At 24.9% G+C, this 16,199-nt stretch carries 17 protein-coding genes; 9 read left to right on the top strand and 8 right to left on the bottom strand.

Going from position 1 to position 16,199, the window contains the following annotated elements; translation table 11 throughout:
* Positions 1 to 80: 80 nt before the first annotated feature.
* Positions 81 to 2,480: a GxGYxYP domain-containing protein gene (locus CLTHE_RS15915; RefSeq protein ID WP_080024251.1), complete on the top strand. Its 2,400-nt coding sequence runs from the start codon at positions 81 to 83 to the stop codon at positions 2,478 to 2,480.
* Between the two features lie 49 nt (positions 2,481 to 2,529).
* Here the strand turns inward: CLTHE_RS15915 and hisS are convergent, their stop codons facing one another.
* From hisS to CLTHE_RS15930, 3 genes are all read right to left on the bottom strand, one after another.
* Complete coding sequence (hisS, locus tag CLTHE_RS15920) at positions 2,530 to 3,825, bottom strand: histidine--tRNA ligase (RefSeq protein ID WP_080024252.1); 1,296 nt, start codon at positions 3,823 to 3,825, stop codon at positions 2,530 to 2,532.
* Positions 3,826 to 4,172: 347 nt separating this feature from the next.
* A complete protein-coding gene (locus tag CLTHE_RS15925) occupies positions 4,173 to 5,183 on the bottom strand; it encodes a TDT family transporter (protein WP_080024253.1) in 1,011 nt (336 codons plus the stop codon).
* Between the two features lie 409 nt (positions 5,184 to 5,592).
* On the bottom strand, positions 5,593 to 6,384 hold the full coding sequence (locus CLTHE_RS15930; protein WP_080024254.1) for a Cof-type HAD-IIB family hydrolase: 792 nt from the start codon (positions 6,382 to 6,384) through the stop codon (positions 5,593 to 5,595).
* Positions 6,385 to 6,589: 205 nt separating this feature from the next.
* Between CLTHE_RS15930 and CLTHE_RS15935 the strand changes: the two genes are divergently transcribed.
* Positions 6,590 to 7,249, top strand: coding sequence for a glycosyltransferase (locus CLTHE_RS15935; RefSeq protein ID WP_080024255.1), 660 nt, complete (start codon positions 6,590 to 6,592; stop codon positions 7,247 to 7,249).
* A gap of 103 nt (positions 7,250 to 7,352) precedes the next feature.
* Here the strand turns inward: CLTHE_RS15935 and CLTHE_RS15940 are convergent, their stop codons facing one another.
* Entirely contained in the window at positions 7,353 to 7,988 is a 636-nt protein-coding gene (locus tag CLTHE_RS15940) for a flavodoxin family protein (protein ID WP_080024256.1), read from the bottom strand.
* 315 nt (positions 7,989 to 8,303) lie between these two features.
* On the opposite strand from CLTHE_RS15940, the gene CLTHE_RS15945 reads away from it, so the two are divergent.
* The 4 genes from CLTHE_RS15945 (at position 8,304) to CLTHE_RS15960 (ending at position 11,153) form a co-directional block, all read left to right on the top strand.
* Positions 8,304 to 8,828, top strand: a complete 525-nt coding sequence (locus tag CLTHE_RS15945; protein WP_080024257.1) for a ferritin family protein — start codon at positions 8,304 to 8,306, stop codon at positions 8,826 to 8,828.
* A 338-nt stretch (positions 8,829 to 9,166) separates the two neighbouring features.
* Positions 9,167 to 9,445: a CD3324 family protein gene (locus CLTHE_RS15950; RefSeq protein WP_080024258.1), complete on the top strand. Its 279-nt coding sequence runs from the start codon at positions 9,167 to 9,169 to the stop codon at positions 9,443 to 9,445.
* A 255-nt stretch (positions 9,446 to 9,700) separates the two neighbouring features.
* The gene (locus CLTHE_RS15955) at positions 9,701 to 10,360 is read left to right on the top strand and encodes a FusB/FusC family EF-G-binding protein (protein WP_080024259.1); all 660 of its coding nucleotides are present in this window, start codon (positions 9,701 to 9,703) and stop codon (positions 10,358 to 10,360) included.
* Positions 10,361 to 10,478: 118 nt separating this feature from the next.
* On the top strand, positions 10,479 to 11,153 hold the full coding sequence (locus CLTHE_RS15960; RefSeq protein ID WP_080024260.1) for a transmembrane-type terpene cyclase: 675 nt from the start codon (positions 10,479 to 10,481) through the stop codon (positions 11,151 to 11,153).
* 117 nt (positions 11,154 to 11,270) lie between these two features.
* Here CLTHE_RS15960 and CLTHE_RS15965 read toward each other — a convergent pair whose 3' ends face one another.
* Both CLTHE_RS15965 and CLTHE_RS15970 read right to left on the bottom strand, forming a co-directional pair.
* On the bottom strand, positions 11,271 to 12,137 hold the full coding sequence (locus tag CLTHE_RS15965) for a Cof-type HAD-IIB family hydrolase (RefSeq protein WP_080024261.1): 867 nt from the start codon (positions 12,135 to 12,137) through the stop codon (positions 11,271 to 11,273).
* Positions 12,138 to 12,410: 273 nt separating this feature from the next.
* Positions 12,411 to 12,914, bottom strand: a complete 504-nt coding sequence (locus CLTHE_RS15970; protein ID WP_080024262.1) for an Rrf2 family transcriptional regulator — start codon at positions 12,912 to 12,914, stop codon at positions 12,411 to 12,413.
* A gap of 167 nt (positions 12,915 to 13,081) precedes the next feature.
* On the opposite strand from CLTHE_RS15970, the gene CLTHE_RS15975 reads away from it, so the two are divergent.
* Together CLTHE_RS15975 and CLTHE_RS15980 are read left to right on the top strand one after the other, a co-directional pair.
* A complete protein-coding gene (locus CLTHE_RS15975) occupies positions 13,082 to 13,453 on the top strand; it encodes a pyridoxamine 5'-phosphate oxidase family protein (protein ID WP_080024263.1) in 372 nt (123 codons plus the stop codon).
* A gap of 27 nt (positions 13,454 to 13,480) precedes the next feature.
* Entirely contained in the window at positions 13,481 to 13,660 is a 180-nt protein-coding gene (locus CLTHE_RS15980) for a 4Fe-4S binding protein (protein ID WP_080024264.1), read from the top strand.
* A 109-nt stretch (positions 13,661 to 13,769) separates the two neighbouring features.
* Here CLTHE_RS15980 and CLTHE_RS15985 read toward each other — a convergent pair whose 3' ends face one another.
* Both CLTHE_RS15985 and CLTHE_RS15990 read right to left on the bottom strand, forming a co-directional pair.
* A complete protein-coding gene (locus CLTHE_RS15985) occupies positions 13,770 to 14,366 on the bottom strand; it encodes an FMN-dependent NADH-azoreductase (RefSeq protein WP_080024265.1) in 597 nt (198 codons plus the stop codon).
* Between the two features lie 36 nt (positions 14,367 to 14,402).
* On the bottom strand, positions 14,403 to 15,284 hold the full coding sequence (locus CLTHE_RS15990) for a pirin family protein (protein ID WP_080024266.1): 882 nt from the start codon (positions 15,282 to 15,284) through the stop codon (positions 14,403 to 14,405).
* A 276-nt stretch (positions 15,285 to 15,560) separates the two neighbouring features.
* Here CLTHE_RS15990 and CLTHE_RS15995 point away from each other — a divergent pair, with 276 nt between their 5' ends.
* The gene (locus CLTHE_RS15995) at positions 15,561 to 16,100 is read left to right on the top strand and encodes a phosphohydrolase (protein ID WP_080024267.1); all 540 of its coding nucleotides are present in this window, start codon (positions 15,561 to 15,563) and stop codon (positions 16,098 to 16,100) included.
* The last annotated feature ends 99 nt before the right edge of the window (positions 16,101 to 16,199 follow it).

Here is a 16,199-nt window from a genome sequence, read left to right on the forward strand (position 1 = left end):
TTAACTCCAATACATGAATAAACCTTATCTATATAGCCAAACTAAAATATATTTAAATTTGATAAAAGGAGTAAATTCTAATGAAAAAATATATAAAATCTTTTTTACTTATTTCATTAACCATTATATGTTTGCTAGGATTTTCACTTCCTACATTTGCATATGATGATGTAAAGTTAGTTCTAGATTCTAATTCTACGGATAAGCTAAATAAGCATTTTCGTAAAAGTACAGATATTGTTGACCTTAGCAAAAATCCTAATCTGAATTTAACTGGACTTAATGAATTGAATATTTCAGGTAGTTCTCAATTTACTGAAAGTACACTTTCATTAATTAAAGATTCAATAGGGAAAAAATATAATATTATTGATATTGATTTAAGAGAAGAATCACATGGATTTGTAAATGGAATGGCTATAAGTTGGAAAAATAAATTAAATAATGCAAATGCCGGTTTGAATTTACAAGAAATTATATGTGATGAGAATCAGAAATTACAATCAATAAAACTTGATGAACCTTTAAATTATTATGCTCATAAAAACATTCAAAAACAAGTTATTCCTAAAAAAGTTGAAAATGAATGTAAATTAGTAAATAGTAAAGGAATTTCTTATATTAGAATGCCAGTAACTGATGGTGGATTACCTTCTGAGGAAATGGTTAATTCTTTTGTTAATTTTGTTAAATATCAACCTAAAAATAGTTGGCTTCACTTTCATTGTAAAGCTGGTATAGGAAGAACAACTACATTTATGATAATGTATGATATTTTGAAAAATTGTAAAACAGTTCCCTTAGATGATATTATTACTCGCCAAGTTATACTATCTAAAATAAGTGAACCTAATGCTCAAGATTTTTTTAATAAAAGACGTTATGATTTCTTAAGTAATTTTTATAATAAATGCAAATCAGATGAATTCAAAGCATCTTCTAATAATGTTTTATCTGATACTATAAAAACTACAAATTCATATATAAAAAATTCAATAGTTCCAAAAAATTTATGTGTAATATCAGAAAATGATATGACCAAAGAAGAAAGAACAATGATATCTACTCTTCAAGGATTAATATCAAATAAATCTAGTACACAAATTTATATACTACCTTCAAATGAGCCAGATTATAATATATGGCTTAAAGATTTAAAAAATAACTACAAAGTTAAATATAAACAATTTAAGAATCCATGGGAACTCTTAAAGCAGTTTAGTAATTATGCAAATGGATATGTTTTATATAATCAGAAAAATACTCATTCTATTAATAATGCATGTTCTCTTGCTTCTCTAAAGAACTCTATAGCTATTGATGAAACTTTAGAAAGCAAGGTTAAAGACTATGGCATAAAAACTTTAATTGGAGATTGTAAAAATACAGATAAAGAGTGGGGATATAATAATTTATGGAATTCAGGTCTTAATCATTCTATTGTTATAGAGCTTTCTCCTGAAAAATCTGCTTCATTAAGAGATTATGCAATAATGTCTAGATCACTTATTTTTTATGAAGATGATGTAAAAGATGATACATTAAGAAAAAAGATTTTTTCTTCAATGGATAAAAATTCTCATTGTTTAGGCTGGGGACCTGATGAGCATACAAATGTATCAATAGCTTCTAAATATGGAGTTGATGTAATCGCAGCTGATTGGTCTTATAATTTATCTGTTCTTAGTGCATTTCCTTCTAATCCACAAAAACAAAAAACAAATAATTATATAAATGAAGATGGAGTTCATTATGTAACATTTATTATGTCTGATGGAGATAATCAACAATGGCTACTTGGAAGTAATTATAGTAATAAAAAATGGTTTGGCTCTGCTCATAGAGGATATTTTAATTTAGGTTGGTCTTTAAGTCCATCATTATATTATTTAGCTCCTACTGTTTTTAATAGATATTATGAAAATGCTAGTTCTTTAAAATACTCAGATTATTTTTTAGTTCCTCCCTCTGGAAATGGATATATGTTCCCAAGCAAATTTCCTAAAAATAATTTAGATAGTTATACTAGAATTCTAAATAATTATATGAAAAACTGTGACCAAAATTATGTTTTAATTCTTGATGATGAATCTTTAGATGATGTTAGTCTATGGGATAAATATACTAAACATAGTAATATAGATGGTTTATTTTATCTAAACTATAATATAAATAATGCTTATAAAGGAAAAACTGTATGGTCAAATAATAAACCTGTTGTATCATGTCGTGATTTATTGTGGGGTGGATTAGAAGATGAAAGTACCTTAGTTGAAAACATAAATGATAGAGTAAATAAAGGTTTTACAAATAAAAATGATATAAACTCATATACTTTTGTTTATGTTCATGTATGGAGTAATACAATGAATAATGTTAAAAATGTTATTGATAAATTAAATTACAATCCTAAAGTTAGAGTTGTTACTCCTGATAATTTTATGAATTTAATAAGTAAAAATGTAAAACATAATAATTAATAAAAATAAAGTGCCTATATTTTATAATAGGCACTTTATATCCACTCCATTATAAGTTTCTGTAATTTATACTAATATTGTCACCTGATATCATATTTTTTACTCTAATTTCATTTTTATTTATCTCTTCTTCCCCAATTAATATTACATTCTCTATACCAATCTTATTGGCATAAATCATTTTCTTCTTTAAAGAATCATTTTCAAAATATATACTTACGCTATAATTTTTTTGTTGAAGATATCTCAATACTTCTACACAATAATCTATTGTATCTCCTATCGGTATTATTAAATATTCTAATTTATTTTCTATTTTATATTTTTCTATAAACCCTATTTCCTTTAATATAAAAAATAATCTTGTTATTCCTATCGAAATTCCAACTCCAGGCAATATATTTTTTGTATAGTTTTCTGCTAAATTATCATATCTTCCTCCTGAACAAATAGAACCATAATTTTCATTTCCTATAAGAATAGTCTCAAAAACAGTTCCTGTATAATAATCTAATCCTCTAATAATTTTTAAGTTTATTTCGAATCTATCTTTATTAACACCTAATACCTCTAGAAATTTTATTACATTTTTTAATTCTTCAATCCCTTCAATAAAATCACTATTCTCAATATTAAATTTTGATAATTCTTTTAAAATTTCTTTATTTGTTCCCCTAATATCTAATATTCTATTTATATATTTACTTTTTTCCTCACCAATTATCTCTTTAAGTTCAGATTTAAAATTTTCTTTGCCTATCTTCTCATATTTATCAATTAAAATCATTACATCTATAGACTTATCTATATTTAAATAATTTAATATTCCCTTTAAGATCTTTCTGTTACTAATTTGAAATTTATAATTAACTAATCCTATTTCTTTAAATGCTTTATCTGCTAAATTTATAACCCATGCATCATTATTTATACTTAAATTTTCTTTTCCAATAACATCAACATCACATTGATAAAACTCTCTATATCTTCCTCTTTGATTTCTTTCACCTCTATATACTTTTCCTATTTGATATCTTTTAAAAGGAAATGTTAACTCATTATAATATTGTGCAACATACCTAGCAAAAGGAACTGTTAAGTCAAATCTCAACGCTAAATTATTTTTTCCCTTTTGAAAGCTATATACTTGCTTTTCTGTTTCTCCACCTGTCTTAGCAAGTAAAACCTCTGATTTTTCAATTATTGGTGTGTCTATAGATAAACATCCATTCTTCTTATAAACTCCTGTAATTTTATCTACTATATCATTAAAAATTTCTTGTTCTTTTGGTAATAATTCCATAAATCCCGCTAATATACTTGGCTTTATTATTTTCTTTTCCATTTTATATTCTCCTTATCTAATTTATTTTTATATAACAAAAAACCATGTAGGCAAGTATCCTACATGGTCAATAAATTATGAATTACACTTAATTTATCATCACCTAGAGATACAAGCCTGCTCAAATAGACTTGTATCCGCTTTACAGATCAAGTCTCTAGTGACAATGATGTATAAAATTATTATTTTTCATATTAAGTGATTTCATAATATTCCTCCTAACTTATATTATAAAGATAATATCTCTATTTAACAAAAATGTCAATAAATATATTTCTTAAATAAAAAACTCAAACTAAGCTGTTTTATTTTGCTTAATTTGAGTTTTTTCATGTATCATATTTTAATTAACAAACCTCTTCTTTTATTGATTCGTTTATATATTCTATATCTTTTTCTATTTTTGTTTCTAATCTTGGATCTATTGCTTTTATAAATAACTTTAAGAAATTTATTAGCACAAATAATACTACATAAGTTGCAATAAAAATTTCTACATTTCCTAAGAAAGTGAATAAAGATGCTAATTTCATTTCTCCCATTCTGCTAAAGTAAGCTCCTAATTTAAAACCTGATAATGTTGCTATTGCTAATGGGAATGTAAATGCAGCATATGTTGGTTTAAATCCTAATTTAAATAATTTATATATATAACTATAAACGACTGGTAATAATATTAATCCTGTTATTATAAGCCACCATAACATTATTTTATTTGGATTTGTGTATAAAGTTAACATTCCAACTACTCCAAGTGGAGCTGGTGAACATATTATACCTACAGTTGGTATTCTATGATCTTCCATCTTTTCACTTCTAAATACTATATATAAAACCATTGGTAATAATGCTGTGTAAAAAACAAACCCAAACATAAGCATAAATTTAGCTATTGGTTCAACTCCAACTATTCCTTTACTTGCTACAGTTCCTGTTATCATTCCTGTGTAAACTATAAATGCTGTAGGAACTATATTTTTGAAATTTCTTTCCTTTATTCTTAAATAAGTATATAAAACTACTATAAAGTAATGCCATACTACTCCAGCTAACCATAAAGCAGTACAAACTCTTGGAAGTACAGGATAAAAGTAATTTGCTACTAACCAAGTTACCATTCCTATTGTTGGGAAAAATGTACCTAAAACTGGATCTTTCATTTCACTATAAAATTTTCTTGGATTTTTTATAAATTTTCCAACCATTAATATTAACATACCTACTGCTAAGGCTATTGCTATTGGTTTTACGAAATATATACCTTTTATTGCTAAACTATTGCTAAGTGTTATAAATGCTAAGCACGTACCACTTATTGCTATAGGATAATTCTCTAATTTATCAAAATATTTCATCATACTACGCACCTTCTTTTAATTTTCTGCTCATCTTTATCTACTCGTATTCTAATAAAATATAAATTCAAATTTATTTTTTATAATTTGTAATCTCTATTACAATTTTATTATAAGGCACATTTAAGTATAGGTAAAATATTATTATTTTATATTTTTAATAGGTAATAACCTATTAAATTTCATTTATAAAAAAGCACCGTCTTCCAGCCAAGAAAGACAGTGCCTTTTATAAAAATTACTTAAAACAAAAGAGTGTTGTGAAAGCGACTATCTTTAATATTAAAATTAAAGATATTTACTTTTGTTTTAATTTTATATAGCTTAGTGTTGCCCGAACTAAGCTTTTCTAACTTAAATTATATCAAAATACTATAAATTTTAAAGATATAAACTATATCCTTTATACCCATTAAATAACATACTTTTCAATTCCAACTGCTACTCCATCATTATGCACTGTATCAGTAATTTTTTTCGCATATTTTTTTACTTCATCACAGGCATTTCCCATAGCAATTCCACATCCAACAGTTGATAACATTTCTATATCATTTTTTCCATCACCAAAAGCATAACTGTTTTTAATATCTACTTTTAAATATTCTAATGCTTTTAATATTCCAGTTGCCTTAGTATTCTTACTTGAATATAGTTCAAAAGCTTTTATATCTATACTGTTAACATGACTATAATCTGAATTGTTACTTATTAAATCTAAGCATATATTTGATGTTTTTTCATCAAGACATAACATCTCTATTTTAAAAACATTTATATCCTCAAGTGAGTAAGTATCTTTTAATAAACTTCCTGATATCCCTACTCTATAATAAAAATCGTATAATTCTTTAAATTCTTTTTTTATATATGAATATTTATCACTTTGTAAAATGTATTGAATATTATTTTTTTCAAGTTTTGAAATTAAATCTTTTAAAAAATCTTTTTTAAGATAATCACTATAAATAGTTTTATTATTAATTATTACTTGAGCTCCATTTGCTAATATAAATCCATCAAATCCAAACTCTAATATAGCTTGGCTTAAAAAAGCATAAGGTCTTCCTGTTGCTATAAAAACATACTCCCCTTTAGATTGTAATGAGCGAATTACTGTTTTTACTTTAGGCGAAATCTCAGTCATTCCATTAAAACAATCTATTAAGGTTCCATCAATATCTAAAAATATTGCTTTTTTCATAAAACCCCTCCTAATAAAATTTATATATTAATCTTATCAATAACTCTTAATAATATCTATCATTTTATATTTTATAATCTTCATCCCCAATATTATTTAAAAGTATATTATATAAGTCATTTACACTAATAATTTATATACATATATATATCTTTCTTTGTATAAACTAAGACCGAAATTAATCTATCAAAAGGAGTATATATAAATGAAAAAAACTTTAAAAATTTTAATACCATTATTACTTTTAGTATCTTTGTTATTATCTTTAATAATTCCATTTAAAGCTTATGCTCTAGAAGATAAATCAACTAAAGATATGATATATAATAAATCTACTTGTAATTTACGAATGGAAGAAAGAAGATTATGGATAGACCATGTTCTATGGACTAGAAGTTTTATTGTAAGTGATTTAGCTTCATTAGAAGATAAAAATGATGTAGCAGAAAGACTACTTAGAAATCAAGATGATATAGGAAATTCTATTAAACCTTATTATGGAGAAGAAGCTGGGAAAAAACTTTCTGCTCTTTTAAGAGAACATATATTACTTGCAGGTCAAGTTGTAGATGCTGCAAAAAGCGGTAATAAAGCTGATTTAGAAAAATATAATAAACTTTGGTACAAAAATGCTGATGAAATAGCTGCCTTTTTAAGTTCAGCAAACCCAAATTATTCAAATAAACTTCTAAAAGATATGCTACATAAGCATTTACAATTAGTTACAGATCAAGTTGTTGCTAGATTAAAAAAGGATTGGAAAGCAGATATTAAAGCCTTCGATAAAGGTGAAGATCATATGATTAATTTTGCTGATATACTTGTTGATGGTATAATAAAGCAATTTCCTGATAAATTTAGATAATTAAATCTATAATTTTATTCATTATTATAAAACCAAATTATATCATTGTAGAATAAAAAATAAGTAGCCTTTTTTAAAAGTGCTACTTATTTTTATTTATATATTATCTTATAAAGTTCATATATTTCTTTTCTTCTTGTTCTGGTGCTTTAACTGCATCTTTTCCGTACTCTAAAAGTTTCATTAACCAAGCCATGTTCTTTCCTAATACTCTCATGATTTGTGTACCTTCTTCATCTTGAAGCATTTCTCCTGGAGCTGTACCACTTACTACATTCCAATAGTTTGATGTTGGCATTAACATTTCTGAGTAATTTATAAAGTTATTTAATTGATCGAAAGTTGGAATTCCACCTGCTCTTCTTACTGCAACTACACTTGCACCAACTTTATGTCTAAACATTCCACCATTTGATGAAGCAACATAAAATGCACGATCTAAGAATGATTTCATTGTTCCTCCAATTGCTGAGTAGTGCACTGGTGAACCTAAAATAATTCCATCAGCTTCTTTCATTTTTTGAATCCAATCATTTACCTCATCAGTTTGAATAACACATTTTTCATTTTTGTTTCTTGAACAACCACCACAAGCTAAACATCCTCTTACTGCTTTATTACCAACATGTATAATCTCTACTTCTATTCCTTCTTTTTCTAATTGTTCCGCTACAATTTTTATAGCATTATATGTGTTTCCTTCTTTTCTAGGACTTCCATTAAATGCAACTACCTTCATAATTCATTCCTCCAAAAACTAATTTAATCTATGTCCTCATTATATTTATCAATTGAAAATATCACAAGTAGGCACTTTTAGGTTAGTAGACTTACCTAAAGGTAAGTTTTACTGTAATAATTGCGTTTCAATTGATAATTAGAATTATAAATTATTTTATAATTCTAAATTTATACTTTAAACTTTAGGATAAATTAACTAATTTAATCTTTTCAATTAATTAGAAACCTCATATATTTTTATATAACTAAGTTCAAAGTAACAATAATATAAAAAAAATCATATGATGTTATAAAATAATTTTTAGGAGTTTTTATGAGTTATACAACTAATAGACAACCTCAAGGAATCCTTATAGACAAAGTAGCATTTTTAAGAGAAGGTATGATTGCTGAAGTAGTAGCTATTAATGACTATAGTACTTTTATATCATTTACTAATAATAAAGAAGTAATAAACATTTTTCATCACATTATGGAAGAAGAAAAAGAGCATTATGGTATGTTTTTAGATGCACTAAGAAAATATGATGAAGAACAAAAAGAGCTTGAAACTGAGGTTAGAGATCAAGTAAATATTTCTTCTAAGAATATAGGAAAATATAGTGATTTATCCTATTCTAAAGATAAAAGCCACAATTTGCTTATGTCTATAAGGGATGCTATAAAAGGAGAGCTTGAAGCTATATTACTTTACGAGTTCTTTATAGATAATATAACTGACGAATACCTTATAGCCCTTATTTCTAAAATAATAAGCGATGAAAAAGAACACGTAGAAGAGCTAACTCTAGCATTAACATTATTAGATAAAGATTCTTATGGACCTATTAAATCCTAATTTTAATAATCTATAAATCTTCTATATTTAAAAATCCTCTATTGATAGTTCTTTATAATAATATATTTACCAAACTATACTATTATTTATATATAAATTTAAATTGTTTATAATATAATTATCATAAAATATAGGAGGTGTTTTTTATGAAAGTCTATGGTACATTCAGCTCTAAATCAGATTGCTCCTTGCAAAGACTACAACAAAGTAAGCTATGCTTTGTCTGGAGCCTAATCTGTAAAAATTAGCTGAACTTATATAGATGATTTAGGCTCTGTAACACATAGCTTTTTGTACTCTTTGCTTTATCAGTGCAATAAAAGTAAAGGAGTAAAAAAATGAAATATATAAAAGCACATGATGTGTTGCCAGATGAAATTCTTAAAATAATACAAGATTATGTAGATGGAGAGTATCTTTATATACCTAGAAAAAGTGGAAAACATAAAGCTTGGGGAGAAAAAAGTGGTATAAAAAGTATTCTTAAGATTAGAAATAATGAAATTTATAAAAAATATCTTAATGGATCTAGTATTTGCGAACTAGCTAAAACATACTACTTATCTGAAAAAAGTATAAGAAGAATAGTAAATCAAGAAAAGAAATTACGCTCATAATCAATATAGAACTATTTAATAGATTGAATGATTATTTAAAATAATGTTATTCTTTCATTGTGTCTATCAAACGAAAGCTTATCTAAGTTAAAATAATATCTATAAATAGTAAGATTATGAATATTTAATATATTTTTATTTAGATGATTATTATTGCTTTCAACTGAAGTGATAATAATCATTTTTTATTTAATTATTTACTAAAGCAATATATTACTGCTTAAAAATAAAATTAGAAAAGAGGTGTTAGATTTTATGAACTCTTTCATAAAAAAACAGGACTATAATTATATAAAAAAATGCTTATTTGATTTAAATAATACTTTAAGAAACTGTGTTGATAAAAAAATTGTTGAAGCAACTAAATTATATTTAAACGAAAAAATATTAAGTATTTTTTCAGATTTATCTGAAGAACAAAAAAATTTACTTGATATTAGCGAAATAACTGATTCTATATATATTAATCCATATTTATCTAAGTTAAATGATTATGTTTATGGAATGCCTAAAATAACAAACACTCAAATTAATAAATTATTTAAAAAAGAAAAAAAATTAAAATTTCCTGATTTAGAGATTCAGAATACTCCAAAAGTGTATTTAGGATGGATTGACTACTCTATAAGAAAATTACTTATAGCTTATAATATGGATGGTAAACTCATAGGTATGGCATGTAGGTTACCAAATACTAATTCAAATAATACTAACGTTTGTACACTTTGTAATCACATAGGTCCTGAAAATGAAGTAGCATTTGTTTCACCTATCTGTAAGCCAAATAAATCAGGTGAAGACTGTTATAGATCAATAGGGTTTCATATATGTTTAGATAGCAATAAATGTAATGAAAGAATTGTATCTATAGAAAAGCTTGAAAATCTATTAAAAAATGTTAATAATCTTAAGTGATATGAATTTACTATATTTAATTAAAATAATACTATAATTAATTACAATTTTATAATATATTCCATTTTATTTAGTCAATTAACTGGGAATATTAATATTATATTCAGGAGGTTATGCTATGCTAAAAGTTATAAGTGGGATATGTTGGACAATTGTATATTTAATATTAATCTATAGAGGATTTAAAGATAAGTCATATGGTATTCCTTTAGTAGCATTATCTTTAAATTTTTCTTGGGAATTTGTTTTTGCATTTATTTATAAGACTAACGATAGTGTTTCAGCTATTATTAATCCTATTTGGTTTATATTAGATTTAATTATAGTTATAACTTATTTTTTATATAGTTATAAATATTTAAAACAAGAATATGATATATCAAAATGTTTTTGGCTCTTTATAAGTATCTGTTCTTTTTTAAGTTCTTTTGCAATAATGCTTATTGGAACTCCTTTTTTACTTAAATTTGCTTTCTTTAGAAATAGCATTTTTGAAGTTGCAATATTTATTGCTTATATACAAAATGCAATAATGAGTATTCTCTTTGTTAATACATTTTATTCTAGAAAAAAATATGATTATTCAATTGATGGGCAATCTTTTTATTCCGCATTATTAAAATTTATTGGAACTTCACCAACAGCAGGTATATATTACATATTAATTCACCCTGACAATTGGTATTTTATCGGAATTTTTATATTTTTATGTTTTATTTTTGACTTATTGTATTGTATTTTAATTTGGAATGAATTAAAAGCTAAAAGAATAAATCCTTTTAAAAGACTTTAATGAAAATACGGTTTAAATATAAAAAAGAGAACTAAAATTAGTTCTCTTTTTTATATTTAACTTTATTAATATCATAATCTAATTTTTAAAATATCTAATATACTTAAAATTCTACTTTTATATTAAATTAAAATGCTTCATTGCGTAATAAAATCCATCATTATCTATATCTTTAGTAATATAATTAGCATGATTTTTAACCTCTTCAGGTGCATGTCCCATTGCTATACCTGTTGTAGCAAAGTCAATCATTTCAATATCGTTATAATCATCACCTATTGCATATATATCTTCACTATTTACATTAAAATAATCTAAAATTACAGCCATTCCAACTTTTTTGGAAACTCCTTTTTCACAAATTTCTCCTCCACAAAACATCTTACTAAAAGAAAGTGAAACACAATTATACTTATCACCTAAATCTTGTATAACTTTTTCATAATCTAATGGACATTTATTATCATCATATAAAATATCAGCTCCATAGTAGTGAATCTTATTAATATCTATATTTGAAGTATCTTCAATTTCCTTTGTTCTTTTAGATATACATTCCCTCCTATGTAAAATAGCATTATACTCTTCTTCTGAAACTTCTCCTTTTTTAGGTAGCTCAAATAAACGCATATATTTTTCTTTTTGCCCTTTTTTAATATAAATATAGTCATTAGATTCCATATTATATACAGCATTATATTTATCAAAATAATCTAATAATTCTTTTTTACTTTCCTTTGACATTGGATTTGTATATATAATCTCATTATTTACTACAACTGTTCCACCTGCAGAACAAATAATATTTTCAAAATTCATCTCCTCTAAAACACCGTCAATTGCAGATAAAGCTCTTCCAGTGCTTAAAACTAGGATATGCCCATTTTCTCTAAGTTTTTTAAATGCCTCTAAAGTTAATTTTGATATTCCATGTCCTTTAACAATTGTCCCATCAGCATCAAAAAATATAATTTTCCTACTCATATAACTCCTCCTAAAATTTTTATAATTTGCAATACCTTGTTTATTTTGTAAATTTTGTATTTTGCATCATAACTTAACTATATACTCTAGAATTAACTCCAAGTCAAGAAATTAAATTAATTTTTTATAATTTATTTTATTAAGATGTTTATATAAAAAAATAGTCTAACCTAACTAATACTAGGTTAAGACTATTTATATAATACATATATATTTTTTTCTCTATAATAAATAATCGAATTTTAATCATATAGATGATAATTCTTTTATTTACTATTTTTTATCTTTATTAAACCATTCAATTGTCTCTTTTTCCACCTCTTTAGGAAGCTTTTTATTATATACTTCATTGTATAGCCATAATAAAGTTTTATTCTTTAAATATTTTTTCATTTCATTTTCAGCTTCTACCATTACCACTTTAATTAAACAAGGACATTTAGTATGTGATTCTGGTAAATTATCTTTATCTAAAATTAATGTGTTTTGCCTAATTTCTGCACATTGAAAGAAAGACTCTTTTCCTTCTATTGCTTCAACAACATCTAAAAATGTTATTTCTTCTGGATTACGAGCAAGTGCATATCCGCCTTTTACACCTGGCACAGATTTTACAATTCCACATTTAGTTAGCTTTGTATATACTTTTGATAAGTACGTTTCTGATATTCCTTGAAATGTAGCTAAATCTTTTATTCCTACGGATTTACCTTCTTCTAGCTTTACCATATATAATAAACAATGTAATGCATATTCTACTCCAACTGAAAACTTCATTGCATTTTTCTCCTTAATCATTCTTTAATATTCTATTATGATATCTTATTATTTCTTTATATTCAAGATAACTATTTTCTATTGACCACTCTACAAATTTATTATACACTAATTATAGACAAAGTTTATCTACGATAATTAATATCTATAATATTGGAGGAATAAATATGTTACCAGAAAAATTTTTTGAAGTATTAAACCATGAAGGAGTAGTTTCTATATCTACTTGTGTAAATAATGAAGTTCATGCTGTTAATACATGGAATAGTTATTTAGTAGTTGTTGAAGGAAATAAAATTCTAATCCCTGCAGCTGCAATGATTAAAACTGAAGAAAATATAAATCAAAATAATAAAGTTAATCTAACATTAGGTAGTAAAGAAGTAATGGGTTATAGATATATGGGAACTGGATTTTTAATTGAAGGAACTGCAAAATTCTTAAGAAGTGGTGATCACTTTAATATGATGAGAGAAAAATATTCATTTTTAACAAGAGTACTAGAAATTACAGTTGATTCTTGTAAACAAACTTTATAATAATTTAAAATATAAAGGAGTAATCCTATGCCTAGAAGAATTGATAAATCACAATGTATTGGTTGTGGAACTTGCCAAAGAGTATGTATAGTTGGATGCATAACTCAAGATGATGATAAGAAAAGATTAATAAATGAATTTGCATGTGTTGACTGCGGTGCTTGCCAATTCGCTTGTCCAAAAAAATGTATTTCAAAAATAAATTAAATCTAACAGTTATAGGGTTTAGTTTTATTTATAAATATCTCAACTAATTAAGGCTGAATATCCTTTAAAGATACTCAGCCTTAATTACTAATAATTTTATTATTTAATTTTAAAAATTTTTTGCAAGTGATTTAGCTTGTTGTATTCCAGCATCTACTTTTGCTTGAACATCAACACCCATTACATCTACACCTTCTACAGCAATAGTTTCTATATCTTTAATTCCAAAAAATCCTAATATAGTTCTTAAGTATTTATCTCCCATTTCATATGGAGCACCACTATATTCTCCACCTCTAGATACTATATGAACTGCTTTTTTATCATTTAAAAGTCCAACTGGTCCTTCAGCAGTATATTTAAATGTTATTCCAGTAACACTTACATAATCTATATAAGCTTTTAATATTGAAGGAATACTTAAATTCCACATAGGTGCTGCAATTATATATTTATCTGCTTCTGCAAATTGATATGCATATTTTAATATTGGATTCTTCTTACTTTCTTCATCTTTAGGTCCAAATAATTTTCCTAAATCTTCTGGTCTTAAAAAATCTATATTTTCTTTATATAAATCTAATACAATTACCTCATCATTTGGATTATTCTTTTTATATTCTTCTACAAAACTATCAGATACTTTAAAAGTTCTTGATTCACCTTCATTTTTAATATTTGCTTTAATATATAATACTTTACTCATATTTATTTCTCCTTTTTATTACTTATAAAATTTTTCTTAGAAATTTTCAGTTCCAAATTTATTATTTCTATAATCTTCAAATGCTTCATATATCTCTTCCACTGTATTCATTACAAATGGTCCATGTGATACAATTGGTTCATTTATTGGTTCTCCACTTAGAACAATAAATAATGAATCTTCTTCCATTGATTCAACTAAGATATCTCCTTCTACATTATTAAATAAAATAAAGTCTTTTTCTCCACATATCTTATCTTCATTTACTTTAACTTTTCCCTTTAAAACAAGTATTCCTGTATTAAAAGTTTTATCTTCTTTTAAAGTAATTTTCCCATAAGATTTTAAATTTACATTGTAAATATTCATTTTAGTAAAAGTACTAGCAGGCCCTTGTATTCCATTGAAACTACCAGCAATAATGCTAACTTCACCTTTGCCATCATCAAGTTTCAAAGTTCCCATATTTTCTTTTAATAAAGTTTGATATTTAGGTTCTGTCATCTTCTTATCTTTAGGAAGATTAACCCAAAGCTGAATCATATGTAATGTACCACCATTTTTACTAAACTCAGTTTCATGATATTCTTTATGCATAACCCCTGAAGCAGCAGTCATCCACTGTACATCTCCCGGACCTATAATTCCGTGATTTCCTTTATTATCATGATGCTCAACTTTTCCTTCATAAGCAATTGTTACAGTTTCAAAACCACGATGTGGATGAGCTCCAACCCCTAATCTAGTTGATGATGGAGCATAATATTGTGGTATATTATAATCCAATAGTAAAAATGGAGACAAACGACTCACATCATTAATCATCTCTGGAAAGTATTGTGAAACTCTGAATCCATCTCCAACCATATGAGGTTTTGATCCTTTAAATATATATTCTATACTTCTAAAATTTTTCATTAGTATTTTTCACTTCCTTTTAAACTTTTATGCATTTTGCATATTAAAATTTATAACTAATTAGTGATATTTATTGAAAAAAATTTATATCTTCTCAATGTTTAAATTTTTTAATCTATTTAATTATTTTTTATATACCTTATATTTTTAATTTATCACTAATTAGTGATATTGTCAAATAATATTTTTCTCTTATCTTATAATTATTTTACTTTATTTAATTCATATGTTATTATTTTTCAATATTCAATTAATATTTAATTCAAGGAGAAATTTATGTCAGATTACATTTTAACTTATTCTAAAGAACACTTTTCACCAATTGATCCAAAAGAAGAAAGTATAAATATTAATGATATTGCTCATTCTCTATCACTTATGTGTAGAGCAAATGGTCATATTAAAAATTTCTTTTCAGTAGCTCAGCATTCTATTAATTGTGCAAAAGAAGCTAAAGAAAGAAATTATTCAAAAAAAGTTCAGTTAGCTTGTCTTCTTCATGATGGAAGCGAAGCTTATTTAGCTGATATTACAAGACCAGTAAAAAAACATCTTGAACATTATTTAGGATTTGAAAAAAATCTTCAAAATGCTATATATAAAAAGTTTTTACCTGAAAATTTATCTGAAGAAGAAAAACTTCAAGTTAATTCAGTTGATGACTGTATGTTATATCATGAATTTATTGCATTATTAGGAGAAAAACTGTTTGATACTGAACCAGAAATAAAAAGTAATCCTTCTTTTGAATTTGTAGATTTTAATAAGGTTGAAAGTGAATTTTTAAGCATATTTAAAGAACTTACTAATGAATAAATAAGCTCTTTTATATTACTTTACTACTAAATTGATTATATTATTTTAATATAATTTTATAAAAAAGTAGCTAAATAAATTTTAGCTACTTTTTTTATC

The organism is Clostridium thermobutyricum DSM 4928, from assembly GCF_002050515.1.
Lineage (GTDB): Bacteria > Bacillota > Clostridia > Clostridiales > Clostridiaceae > Clostridium > Clostridium thermobutyricum.